The 12,997-nt window shown below is 68.9% G+C and carries 7 protein-coding genes; 4 read left to right on the top strand and 3 right to left on the bottom strand.

Annotated elements, in window-relative coordinates:
• Positions 1-140: 140 nt before the first annotated feature.
• From D577_RS0101460 to D577_RS0101470, 3 genes are all read left to right on the top strand, one after another.
• The gene (locus tag D577_RS0101460) at positions 141-713 is read left to right on the top strand and encodes a hypothetical protein (RefSeq protein WP_018945827.1); all 573 of its coding nucleotides are present in this window, start codon (positions 141-143) and stop codon (positions 711-713) included.
• A gap of 233 nt (positions 714-946) precedes the next feature.
• The gene (locus D577_RS0101465; protein WP_018945828.1) at positions 947-2,047 is read left to right on the top strand and encodes an acyltransferase family protein; all 1,101 of its coding nucleotides are present in this window, start codon (positions 947-949) and stop codon (positions 2,045-2,047) included.
• A gap of 113 nt (positions 2,048-2,160) precedes the next feature.
• On the top strand, positions 2,161-4,686 hold the full coding sequence (locus D577_RS0101470; protein ID WP_018945829.1) for a VWA domain-containing protein: 2,526 nt from the start codon (positions 2,161-2,163) through the stop codon (positions 4,684-4,686).
• A gap of 11 nt (positions 4,687-4,697) precedes the next feature.
• On the opposite strand, the gene D577_RS0101475 is transcribed toward D577_RS0101470, so the two are convergent.
• From D577_RS0101475 to D577_RS0101485, 3 genes are all read right to left on the bottom strand, one after another.
• The gene (locus D577_RS0101475; RefSeq protein WP_018945830.1) at positions 4,698-6,152 is read right to left on the bottom strand and encodes an HD domain-containing phosphohydrolase; all 1,455 of its coding nucleotides are present in this window, start codon (positions 6,150-6,152) and stop codon (positions 4,698-4,700) included.
• On the bottom strand, positions 6,149-8,404 hold the full coding sequence (locus D577_RS0101480; RefSeq protein ID WP_018945831.1) for an ATP-binding protein: 2,256 nt from the start codon (positions 8,402-8,404) through the stop codon (positions 6,149-6,151). The genes D577_RS0101475 and D577_RS0101480 overlap by 4 nt, the downstream gene beginning before the upstream one ends.
• A gap of 61 nt (positions 8,405-8,465) precedes the next feature.
• Complete coding sequence (locus D577_RS0101485; protein WP_018945832.1) at positions 8,466-10,100, bottom strand: methyl-accepting chemotaxis protein; 1,635 nt, start codon at positions 10,098-10,100, stop codon at positions 8,466-8,468.
• Between the two features lie 398 nt (positions 10,101-10,498).
• Here D577_RS0101485 and D577_RS0101490 point away from each other — a divergent pair, with 398 nt between their 5' ends.
• Positions 10,499-12,418: a DEAD/DEAH box helicase gene (locus D577_RS0101490; protein ID WP_018945833.1), complete on the top strand. Its 1,920-nt coding sequence runs from the start codon at positions 10,499-10,501 to the stop codon at positions 12,416-12,418.
• Positions 12,419-12,997: the final 579 nt, after the last annotated feature.

Here is a 12,997-nt window from a genome sequence, read left to right on the forward strand (position 1 = left end):
CCCGGGGTGTGTGAGGATCCGGGTCGCCGCATGGAGCAGCGAGGTCGTGCTCGGGAAGATTCTGGCATGCGTTTCGCTTGGAAAGGCTGCCCCGGCTTCGTTCATGCGGAGCGGGAAAACCCTTCGAGCAGGAGCACGCCATGATCAACAGCATCGGACCCAATCCGGCCACCATGGCCCAGACGGCGGGCATGAACGGACCGAATGGCGCCGGGAACCAGGGCCCCGCGGCCGCGGCCGGGCAGAACCCGGCGGGCCAGGCGACCGGGCAGGCCGCCGGCATGGCCGCGGCGCAGCAGGCCCAGCCGGCCCAGGCGGGCGCGCAGGGCGGCATGCAGGCAGCGCAGCCGGCTCAGGCCGCGGCCAGCCCGGCCATGGGACAGGCCCAGCCCGGACAGAACGCCACCCAGGCGGCCGCTACCCAGAGCCCGGCGGCTCCGACCGGTTCCACCGGCAATACCGGGAGCACTTCCGGAATTGGCGGCACCGAAGCGACGCAGTCCGCGGGCGAGATCGATACCGGACTGTCCGTCGATTCGGAGATGCAGGCGGGCGACTCCTCCACGGACACCGGCTCTGGCAACCCGGATAACGGTGCCGCGCAGGACGAACCGGGCGCCGAGGAAGAGATGGGCTCCACCTTCATGGCGGACGGCAGCCTGGCCAGCACGGGTCCGGACACCACCGGTTCCAGCGTCAACATCCAGGCCTGATCGACCCGCAGACCTGTCCGTCCCCGGAGTGGCCGGCGATTTGCTAGCCCCTCCGGCATGGACTGCCCAGGGACAGATCGAATACGCGGGCGAGCCCGGCGGCGATGCCGTACGGCCGGGTACCGCCGGCGTGGCAATGTGCCACATGGGTCGTGCGGATCCGTCGCGTTTCGACACATAACCCCGAACTTCGAGTTCGGGGCCGAAGTTGCTGGCGCGAGCAGGGTGGCCGCATGACCGCCGTCTCGGCATCGCGCCTGGAGGGCCTGGATCTGGCGCGTGTGCTGGCCGTGGCCGGCATGCTGTCGGCGCATGTGGGGCCGGTGGGCCTGGAGACGCTCGGCGGGCAGCTGTACGCGTTGCCTCAGGGTCGGGCGTCGGTGCTGTTCATGCTGCTGGCCGGGGTGGGAGTATCTTTCCTGGCCGCCTCCCGGCGTCCGCGACGCGGCGGGGCCGAGGCCCAGTTGCTGTGGCGGGCCGCGCTGCTGTTCCTGATCGGGCTGGGGCTGCAGGCCCTGGAGCCCGACGCCATCTACGTGATCCTGCCGGCCTACGCGGCACTGTTCGTGCTGGCGATCGCCATGCTGCGCATGCCGTCACCCGGACTGCTGGCCATCGCTGCATTGATGCTGGCCCTCGGTCCGGCGATCTTTCTGCACGGGCAGCTGACCAGCCCCGACGTGTTCGACCGTTCGCCCGTGATGCCGGGGCTTGCTGCGGGCGAGATGCTGCACCGTCTGGTGCTGTCCGGCCCGTATCCGCTGGTGACCTGGATCGTGCCGTTTGCGGTCGGGATGTGGCTGGGCCGGCTCGACCTGCGCAGTACCGCCGTGCGCCGGCGTCTGGTCGTGGTCGGGGCGGTAGGGACGGCCGGGGTGCTGCTGGCCAGCGCCGGGCTGCAGCGGGCGCTGGGGGTGGATGCCGACGACTGGGGCTGGAACCGGTTGCTGGTCACGCAGCCCCACAGTCAGATGCTGTTGTGGCTGGCCGGCTCCGTGCTGACCGCCGGCGCGGTGCTGGGGCTGTGCCTGCTCCTCGCCGATCGGGCGCGCCGCTGGCTGTGGCCCCTGATCGCGTCCGGGCAGCTGGCGCTGACCTTCTACGTGACCCACCTGCTGGTGCTCTGGCTGCTGCGGGAAACCCTCGAGAGTTCGGGCCTGGACGACCACGTGATGGACTCCCCCGCGATCGCGACCGTGGTGACCCTGCTGGCGATGGCGGCCTTCGCCGCTTTCGCGGTCCTGTGGCGTTCACGGTTCCAGCGCGGTCCGCTGGAGAGCCTGCTGTTTCTGCCGTGGATCGCGCGGCGGCAGAGCCGGGACCGGCCACGCTGAGCGGGCTCTGAGCCGCGTCGCCCCCTCCTTTTGGAGGGGGCGTTCTTTTGTGCATTGCGCGATCCTCTCAAGGGGAACATCGGGCCAATCAATGGCACTGAGGGGAGCGGACAATGTACGGAAAACTCTGGCGCCGGGCCGTGGCCGGCGGTTTGCTGGCCGGCGCATTCGGCGTGGCGTCGCCGGTGATGGCCGATGATCACGTGAGCATCATGGTGTTCGATGCCTCGGGGTCCATGTGGGCGCGGATGGAAGACGACAAGTCGCGCATCGAGGTGGCGCGCGAGGTGGTCGACGAGTTCGCGGCCAGCCGCGACGCCAGCATCCCCTTTGGCGTGGTCGCCTACGGACATACCCGGCGTGGCGACTGTGACGATATCGAGGCCGTCCTGCCGCTGGACACCCACGAGGGTCACGAGATCGCGCGTACGATCCACGATCTCAACCCGCAGGGCATGACGCCGCTGACCGACTCCATGGCCAGGGCTCGCGAGATGATCCCGCGCACCGCGGAGTCCGCGGACATCATCCTGGTGACCGACGGCCTGGAAAACTGCGGTGGCGATCCCTGTGCGCTGGCCGCCGAGATGGCGGAGGAGGGGATCGACCTGCGCGCCCATGTGGTCGGCTTTGCGCTCGAGGAGGAAGAGGTTCAGACCCTTTCCTGTGTGCCGGAGCAGACCGGTGGCCAGCTGTTCACCACGCAATCCGGCGAGGAGCTCAGTGCCGCCCTGGACGAGATCGCGGTAGCGGAACCCGAGGCGCTGCGCGTGCAGCTGCGCGCGCTCGACGAACGCAATCCCGAAGAGCACGTGCGCCGGGTGGACTGGGAGGTCGCCGACGAGGCGGGCGAGTCGATCTTTTCCGGGGAGTCGCGGGGGATCATCGACCTGGAGCTGGTGCCCGGTCGTTACACGGTCGAGGCCGAAGCGGAGGTCTTTGCCGGCGAGACCGAGTTCGAGATCACCCCGCAGACCGACGAGCCGGTCGACATCATGATGGCGAAGACGCAGGCCACGCTGGAGCTGAGCGCCGAGGACGCCGAAACCGGGGATGCCCTGGGCGGGGTCGACTGGGTCGCGCTGAACGTGGAGACCGAGGACGCGATCGAGGTCCGCAGCGAGGATGCCGATCCGCTGGAACTCCACCTGGAGCCCGGGGAATACCGCATCATTGCCGAACGCGGCGCGACGAGCGGTGATGCGCGGGAGATGGCGACCCTCGCGGAAGACCGGGAAGTGGTCGTGACGCTCGAACAGGAACTGCCGGACGCCGAGCTCCATGCCCCGGACACCGCCGGCGTCGGTTCCATGGTCGATGTCGGCTGGGACGGGCCCGGCGAGGATCGTGACTTCATTGCCGTGGTGGAGCCGGGCGCGCCCGAGGATGATACGGGCCATTCACGTCGCGCCAGCGACCGCGTGCAGGGCGAGGAGCAGGTAACCCTGCAGATGCCGGATGCCCTCGGGCCCCACGAGCTGCGTTACGTACATCGGGAAACGGGGGCGGTTCTGGCCACCCGGACCATCGAGCTGGAGCCGGTGGAGGCAGCCGTTTCCGCATCCGAGGAGGTTCCGGCCGGGGCGCAGTTCGAGGTCGAGTGGGAAGGTCCGGTCAACCGCAACGACTACATCGCGATCGTGGAAGCCGGGGCCCCGGACGACGACACCGGGCATGGCCGGCGGGCCACTGCGCGGGTTTCGGAGGACGGCGAGCCGGTGACCCTCCAGGCCCCGGATGCGCTGGGCACCTACGAGGTGCGCTACGTTCTCCGGGACAGTCGGCGGGTGCTGGCCTCGCAGGAAGTGACGCTGACCCCGGTGGAGGCTTCCGTCTCCGCACCGGAGGAGGTCCCGGCCGGGGCCTATTTCGAGGTCGAGTGGGAAGGCCCGGTCAACCGGAACGACTACATCGCGATCGTGGCGGCGGGCGCGCCGGACGATGAAACCGGGCATTCCCGCCGCGCCACGAGCCGGGTTTCGGAGGACGGCGAGCCGGTGAAGATCCAGGCGCCGGATGCGCTCGGCACCCACGAGGTGCGCTACGTGCTGCGCGACAGTCGCCGGGTGCTGGCCTCGCAGGAGGTGACGCTGACTCCGGTCGAGGCGTCGCTGGAAGCGCCGGACACCGTGCTGCCGGGTGCCGATTTCGAAGTGCGGTGGGAGGGACCGGAGAATCGCAACGACTTCGTGGCCATCGTGGAGCCGAACGCGCCCGAGGGTGACAGCGGCGACAGCCGCAGCGCCAGCAGTCGTGTCTCCGGCGACACCGAGACCCTGACCGCGCCGGACGAGGAGGGCGAGTACGAGATCCGCTACGTGATCCGCGATTCCGGCCGCACCCTGGAGGCCATTCCGATTGCCGTCGGTGGTACCGACGTGACCCTTTCGGCCGAAGATACCGTGGCCGCCCGGAGTACGGTGGAGGTGAGCTTCACCGGGCCGGGGCGCTTCGAGGATCTGATCGAGATCGTCGAGGCCGGCGCGGACCCGGACGCCAGCGCGGTGCAGGATGCACGGGCCTCGCAGGGCAGTCCGGTGCAGCTGTTCGCACCTTCCAGTGCGGGCAGCTACGAGATCCGCTACCGCGCTTCCGACAGCGGCGAGGTGCTCGAAACTATCCCTCTGGAGGTGGAATAGGGGGCCGGGGCTCAGGCCGTCTCCAGGGGCAGGCGCCCCTGGGCGGCGAGGCGCAGGCAGGCATCGACCGCCTGCGGGTCATAGAGGGTGCCGCGGCGTTTCTGAACCTCTTCCAGGGCGACGTCCAGCCCGAGCCCGGGACGGTACGGGCGGTGCGAGTGGATGGCCTCCACCACGTCGGCGACCGCCAGGATGCGCGATTCGAGCAGGATGGAGTCACCCTGGAGGCCATCCGGATAGCCGGAGCCGTCGAGGCGCTCGTGATGCTGGCGCACGATGGTGGCCACCGGCCAGGGGAAATCGATGCCCTTGAGAATCTCGTAACCGGACGCGGGGTGCCCCTTGATCAGCTCGAATTCCGTCGCGGAAAGACGTCCGGGCTTGGCGAGGATCTCCACCGGGACCGAGATCTTGCCGATGTCGTGCACCGCGCTGGCCACGTGCAGGCCCTTGCGCCGTTCCGGGTCCAGGTCCAGTTCCACCGCGATCGCGTCGGCGAGCTGCGTGGTGCGCTGCTGGTGCCCGGCGGTATACGGGTCGCGGACTTCGATGGTGGCGGCCATCGCCTCGATGGTGCGTTCCAGCGAGTGTTCCAGCGCCGCGCGCGACTGCTGGGTGCGCAGGCCGTACACGAGATCGCCGGCGAGTTCGCTCAGCAGGGCGACGTCGTCCGGCTCCGCGAAGGCATCCCGCGAGCGGGCCGCGACCTGCAGATCGCCCAGCGGCCCCCGGTCGTCGCTCAGCGGCAGCACCAGGACCAGAAGGGGGAGATCGACGGTCCTGCGCACCAGGCAAGGACCGTCCGGTTTCGTCCGGTCGGGGCCCGGTGTCACCGGTTCCGTGTCCATGCCCGCGAGCTGTTGCCGACCGTCCCGCAGCCGGACCCGAGCGGCGGCGTAGCCACCGGTGGTGGTGATGGCGGCGGTCATGCCGCGCAGGAGCTCGTCCGGACTTTGCGCGTGTACCAGCGCACGGTTGCCGGCGGAGACGGTATGCAGTGCACGGGTGCGCTCGTGGACCAGGGCCTCGAGCGCCTGGTGGGACTGGTGCATGGCCAGATGGCTCTTCACCCGCACCAGCACCTCCTCGGCGACGAAGGGCTTGGTGATGTAGTCCACCGCCCCGGCGGCGAAGCCCCGCAGCTTGTCTTCAGGCTCGCGCAGGGCGCTGAGGAAGATCACCGGGATGTCGGCGGTTTCAGGGGCTTCCTTCAGGCGCCGGCAGACCTCGAAACCGTCGAGGTCCGGCATGCGGATGTCCAGCAGGATCAGCGCGGGCCGCCGCTCGGCGACCGATTCCAGCGCCATGCGGCCGCCCGGCGCCACGCGCACCGCCAGCCCCGCCTGCTGAAGCACGTCGACCATCAGGCGCAGGTTGCTGGGGTTGTCGTCCACCACGAGGATCCCGTCGCCGGCATCGGAGGACATGGCCGGGTGCGGGTGGCCGGAATCGTTCTGCGGGTTCACGTCCGGTTTTCTCCAAGCGCCTTGAGGAGGTCTTCGTAGCGGAACGCCTCCGCGGCCTTGTGGATCACCCGGGCGCGCTCGGGGTCCTCTTCGTGCAGCGTTGCGACCCACTCGTTCATGCCCTGAAGGTCGCCGGAACGTACGGCGCGTGCCAGTGCCTCGCGGCGTTCCGGAGAAAGGGGCCGCAGCTGTGCGGCCAGGGTTTCCGGCGCGGGCGCGTCGTCCGCCGGGGTCGGGGTGTCCGTTTCGGCATCGGCGTAGCGGAATTCCACGCCCAGGTGGCGTTCCAGCGTGCCGAAGATGTCGTTATCGCTGTAGGGCTTGCTGATCAGATCGGCACAGCCCGCCTCGCGGATCTCGCGGGCCTGGGCGAGGGAGGCCGAGGCGGTCAGGGCGACCACCACCGTGTCCTGGCCGCCGGGGGCCTCGCGGATAGCGCGCGTGGCCTGGTAGCCATCCATGCGCGGCATGCGCATGTCCATCCACACGAAGTGCGGCTGCCATTCGCGGTAGACCTCCACGGCCTCTTCACCATCCGCCGCCAGACGGACATCGAATCCGGCCTCTTCCAGCTGCCGCTGCAGCAGGATGCGATTGGATTCGGAGTCGTCGGCCACCAGGATGCGCCAGGCCGGCTGACCCGGCGCCAGGCCCAGCACCCGACGCGCGGCGGGGGCCGGTGTATCGGCGGTGTCGTCGGCCGCTTCCAGCGGCAGGTCCACGCTGAAACGCGACCCCTGACCCGGCGCACTCGAGACATCCACCGAACCGCCCAGCAGTTCCGCGAACTGGCGAGTGATCGACAGCCCCAGGCCGGTCCCCTCGGTGGTGCCGGCCGCGCCACCCTGAACGAAGGGTTCGAATATGGATTCCTGCTGTTCCGGCGGGATGCCGGGGCCGGTGTCCTCCACGCCCAGCTGCAGGCGCCGTTCGCCCGCCGGATCTTCCCGCGTCTCGGCGCGGAGCTCGACGCCCCCGGTTTCGGTGTACTTGATGGCGTTGCCCACCAGATTGATCAGGATCTGGCGCAGCTTGCGCGCATCGCTGCGGATGAAGCGGGGCAGCTCGGGATCGGTGTCCAGGGTCAGCGTCAGGTTCTTCTCCCGGGCTCGTGCGCCCAGCGTTGCAACCACATCCTCCAGGGTCTGCGGCAGGTCCAGCGTGACCGGCTCCATGGTCAGGCGGCCGGACTCGATCCGGGCCATGTCCAGCACGTCGTTGATCAGCGACAGGAGGTGATCGCCGTTGCGTTCGACCAGGCCGAGGTGGTCGCGCTGTTCGCCCGTGAGGTTGCTGCCCCGTGCCGCCAGGCGCGAGAACCCGAGGATCGCGTTCAGCGGGGTGCGCAGCTCGTGGCTCATGCTGGCGAGGAAGACGCTCTTGGCGCGATTGGCGTCTTCCGCCTGTCGCCGGGCCTCGTCCAGTTCGGCGGTGCGTTGTTCGACGCGGCGCTCCAGTCCGGTGTTCAGCTCGCGGATCTGCTGTGCGGCGGCATGCTGGGCACGGACGTCGCGACTCAGGCGCCGGGCGCCCGCACTCAGTCCGGCCAGGCCCAGCAGCCAGACGCCGGACAGCGCTGCCAGCGTGACCGTGGCGGTCTCCGCCTCGCGTTCGCGGTAGTCGTCCAGGGGCACGGCCACGGACACGCCGCCGCGGATGTCGCCCACCTCGTATCCCTGATGGGCATGGCATTCCAGGCAGCCGCGCTCCACGCGCATGGGCGCCATGTAGCGCAGATGGGGCTCCTCGTCGATGTCCGCCACTTCCAGGCGTTCTTCCGCGCCTTCCCGGAAGGCCTGCAACGCCTCCTCCTCCCACGGATCGGGCGCATTCTCCGGGCGCAATGGCTGCAGGCTGGTGATATTCCCGCGTACTCCGAACAGGTCGCCGAACTGCTCGTTGAGATGGCGCAGCATGTAGGCGGGGTTCATCAGGGTCAACTCCTGACCCGAGGGCGTAGTGATGTTCCGCTCCGGCAGGTGTGCCAGGTACGGGTTGGGCTGGACCAGATCGCTCACCGGCACGTAGACCCCGCTGTGCAGGGTGCCCCAGAAACGGAAGGCCTGATCCTTGTTGAAGTTCGCCTGCGCCTCCTGATAGGCGAGATCCAGGGTCATCGTCCGGAAGTGGTCCAGCAGCCACAGGCTCAGCCCGGCAAAGAACAGGGTCCACACAAGCGCCGCCAGCGCCACGTACTTCCGCAGGTGTCGCAGTTGCGCCCGGAAGGCGGTGTCGGCATGCGCGTCGGACATGGGACTGTGAACATCCATCGTGATGGAGTTCACAGTCTAACAGTTCACTCGGGCAGCACCCCTACTGACCGATGCGGTAGCGCGAGGCGAGGTCGCGCACCCGCGAGGCGATATTGGTCAGCTCGTGGCTGGCGGTCTCGGTCTGGTTGGCCCCGCCAAGGCTCTCGCTGGTCGCCTCGTTGATGGAAATGATATTGCGGTTGATCTCCTCGGCCACGGAGTTCTGTTCCTCGGCGGCACTGGCGATCTGGGTGTTCATGTCGCGGATGCGTTCCACCGCCGCGACGATCCGGCTCAGCGCGTCACCGGCCTCCTGCGCATTGCTGGCGGTGTTTTCGGCCATCTCGCGGCCCCGGCCCATGGCATCCACGGCGTTGCGGGTGCCGGCCTGCAGGTTCTCGATGGTCGACTGGATGTCGGCGGTGGAATCCTGAGTGCGGGAGGCGAGGGTGCGGACCTCGTCGGCCACCACCGCGAAGCCGCGCCCCTGCTCGCCGGCGCGCGCGGCCTCGATCGCGGCGTTGAGCGCCAGCAGGTTGGTCTGCTCGGCGATGCCACGGATGACGTCCAGCACGCTGCCGATCTTCTGGCTCTGTTCGTCCAGGGACTGGACGGCTTCGGCGATCTGCCCGACCTCGGTTGCAAGCCGGCCGATGTCGCCGACGACCGATTCCACCACCTTGCCGCCCTCCCGCGATTCGCGATCTGCTTCGTGGGTGGCGCTGGAGGCGTCCGAGGCGTTGCGTGCGACTTCCTGCACGGTAGCCGTCATCTCGTTCATCGCGGTGGAGACCTGTTCGGTCTGTGATCCCTGTTGATCCAGGTTCGTCTTGGTCTGGGTCGACACCGCCGAGAGTTCTTCCGCCGCCGAGGCCATCTGGTCGGTCATGCCGCGCAGCTCGCCGATCGTGTTCTGGAACTCGTCGAGCATGGTGTTCAGGCAAGTGGCCGTGGAACCCAGTTCATCGTGGCTTTCGACGTCCACTCGTCGGGCGAGGTCATGGTCACTGACGATGCCCTCCATGGTTTCGCGCATGCGGCCCAGAGGGACGGCAACCCCCCGGTAGGTCATCCATCCGGTGCCGAGTACGACGATGAATCCGGCGAGGGCGACCGCGATGAAAACGAGGACCGAGCGGTTGTACAGCTCGGCGATCCGGGTCGCTTCCTCTCCGGCGACACGGAGTTGCAGGTCCACCAGTTCGTTGATCTTGTCGCTGATCGGATCGATGGATGCATACAGCGGGCCGTTGAATTCGCTCAGTTCGCCCGAGACGTTGCCGGACATCCCCGAAAGGGCGCGTTCCAGTCGGTCCAGATCCGCGTTGGCATCGCGAAACAGGCCGCGGGCTTCCTCGGCCAGGCGCGCCTCCTCTGCGGTGAGTTCGGTCGCCATGTAGGTTTCCCACTGCTGATCGATATGCGAACGGGCGCCGCGCACGTCCTGCAGGGCCTCTTCGGCGGTGAGCATCCCGTGATCGGCCTTGTTGACGGCGTCAATCACCAGCACCGCGTAATCGTCGGCGATCTCCTTGAGCTGCTGCAGCGGGATGACGCGGTCCTGGTGTACGCGGTCCACGCCGGCCTCGATGTCCCCCATGAAGCGCACCGAGAGCAGCGCGATCACGATCAGCGCGATCAGCGGGAGCGCCACCAGGAGCTGGATTTTCGCGCGAATACTGAGAGTTTTACCCATCGGGGATTCCTTGATCATTTGGGCGGGCAGAGTCGGCAAAGAGGGCGGATCGTACAGGTTGTGACGACTCCCCTGCCGAAAACTAAAGCGGATCAGTGTTTCCTCAAGGCCTGCACGACGCCTCGGACGGCACCCCGGACATGGATCATCTGCAATGACGGCTTTATCACCCCAACGAGAAGTCCGGGCGGCGGTGGAGCGGTATTTCGATCTCTACTTCCGGACCAGGCTCTGTATGCCGCCAGGGCCGGCGGACGCGATCGCGTGGAACGAGGCTGACCCCCCACGGCCCTCGCGTTTCGTGTATAGTGCGCAGCTGACCGTGTGGTCATTCCTTTTCGCCGGGCCCGGGGCACTCCTGTGCCGTCGCTGTTTCCGGCCCGTGTGAGTACTGTGTGATGTCCGAATCTCCCTCCTTTGACCAGCTCGGTCTGTCCGAGTCGCTGGTCCGTGCCCTGTCGAATCTGGGCTTTGCCACCCCCACCGCGGTTCAGGCCGCCTGCATCCCCGCCCTGCTGGGTGGTCGCGACGTGCTGGGCGAGGCCCAGACCGGCACCGGCAAGACCGGTGCGTTCGGCCTGCCGCTGGTGGATGGCGTGGACGCGGCCCTGAAGGCGCCGCAGGCCCTGGTGCTGGCCCCCACCCGCGAGCTGGCCGGTCAGGTGGCCGACGCCCTGAGCGGTTTCGCGGCGGGTCTGGACGGCATCGAGATCCTGCCGGTCTACGGCGGCCAGCCGATGGGCCAGCAGCTGCGCGCCCTGCGCGACGGGGCCCAGGTGGTGGTTGGCACGCCCGGCCGCGTGGCGGATCACGTCCGCCGCGGGAGCCTCGATCTGTCCAGCCTGCGCATGGTGGTGCTGGACGAGGCCGACGAGATGCTGCGCATGGGCTTCGTCGAGGAGATCGAGTGGCTGCTGGAGCAGACCCCGGCCGAGCGCCAGACCACGCTGTTCTCCGCGACCATGCCGGCGCCGATCCGGCGCATCGCGCACCGCCACATGCGCGAGCCGGAAGAGATCCGCGTGGGTGCGGGCAACGAGGCCGGCGTCGACATCGACCAGAGCTACTGCCTGGTCGATCAGCGCAACAAGCTCGAGGCCCTGACCCGCCTGATGGAGACCGAGCCGGATCTGGACGCGGCGGTGGTCTTTGCCCGTACCAAGGCGGCGACGGTCGAGATCGCCGATCGGCTGGGCGCCGCCGGCGTGGCCGCATCGGCGCTCAACGGCGACATGGAGCAGGGCGAGCGCGAGCGCGTGGTCGCCAACCTGCGCGACGGTCGTCTGGACGTGATCGTGGCCACCGACGTGGCCGCACGGGGGATCGACGTCCCGCGCATCAGCCACGTGTTCAATTTCGATGCCCCGGGCGATGCCGAGGTCTACGTGCACCGCATCGGGCGGACCGGCCGCGCCGGGCGCAAGGGCCGCGCGATCCTGTTCCTGGAGCCGCGCAAGCGGCGCATGCTGAAAGACATCGAGCGCCTGACCGGCAAATCCGTGCGTGAACAGGCCGTGCCCGACCGTGAGGCGGTGCGGGCACGGCGCGAGGATCGCTTCGCCGAACGCGTGCGGGCTGCCGTGGCGGATGACGCCGGGGTGCGTCACGCGGCCCTGGTGGAACGCCTGCTGGCCGATGGCGAGACCTCGCCGCAGGATCTGGCCGGTGCCCTGGTGGCGCTGGCCACCGAGGGCTCCCCGCTGGATGCCTCCGCCACCGCCGGTGCCGACCCGCTGGCCGGCGCGGCCCGTGCTGCGCGCGACGAGCGCTCCGGTGGCCGCGACAAGGGCGAGCGCAACAACAAGCGCCGCGAAGGCGGCCGCCAGGGCGATCGTGATGCAGGTCCCGAATCCGGCATGGTGCGCTACTACATGCCCGTGGGCCGCACCCACGGCGTGGCGCCGGGCGCGATCGTCGGCGCGCTGGCGAACGAGGGCGGGCTCAAGGGCCGCGACATCGGCCGCATCGGCCTGCAGCAGGAACACTCGCACGTGGATCTGCCGGAGAGCCTGGACGAGGGCGCGATCCGCAAGCTGGGCGGCATTCATGTCGCGAACCGTCGCCTCGGGCTGACGCTGGAGATCCCGGCGCCGCAGGGCCCGGGCGGTGATCGCGGCAATGGCAATGGCGCACGCCACGACGCGCCGGCGCGCAAGTCGAAGCCCGCATCCCGCAAGCCCGCCGGTGGCAAGCCGGCGACCGGCAAGCGCCCCGCGTATCAGGCGACGGGCAAGGGCTCCGGAAGGGCTTCGGGCAAGGGCCAGGGCAAGAACAGTACCGGAACCCTGGGCATCCGCCGCAAGGCCGCCAACGGCTGATCGCCGAAGAGGCGGCCGGGGGCCGGCTCAGATCCTCAGCTTTCGCAATGCTCGCAGACGGCGTCGGCGGAGGCGTCGTCCGGATATCCGCCCAGCCGCCGGCGGACCTCCTCCTCGTCCATCGCCCGGATATCTTCGGCCAGGCGGTCGAGGTGCGTGAGGATAGTCGCGGAGCACTGCTTGAGATGGGGTAGCAGCTCCCGAGCCCGGTCCAGCCGCCGGGTGTCGTCGAACCCGGTGGAACCGAACAGCCGTGCCAGCGGTGTCGGCTTTTCGGTCTGTTCCTCGAACAGGATGTTGAAGATCCGCCGGTAGGTGGCGTGGAGTTCGTCGTGTGGCGGTTCGATCCGGCAGTAGGAAGCCAGATCCGACAGGCCGCGCCCTTCGCCGTAGTACCCACTGGCCGAACTTGCAGTCGGTGGGGGCGACCGGGACCTTGTCCTGGTCCAGCGGGATCCCTTCGATCAGTCCGTGGGCGTAGCTGACCCACATCTTGTGGCTCAGCCGGGCGCGGTGGATCCGCTTGATCACGTCCGCTTTGGTCATCTTCGTCTCTCCGAGCGACGCGGAGCGCCGCGG

It is taken from the genome of Thioalkalivibrio sp. AKL17, from assembly GCF_000377885.1.
GTDB lineage: Bacteria > Pseudomonadota > Gammaproteobacteria > Ectothiorhodospirales > Ectothiorhodospiraceae > Thioalkalivibrio > Thioalkalivibrio halophilus.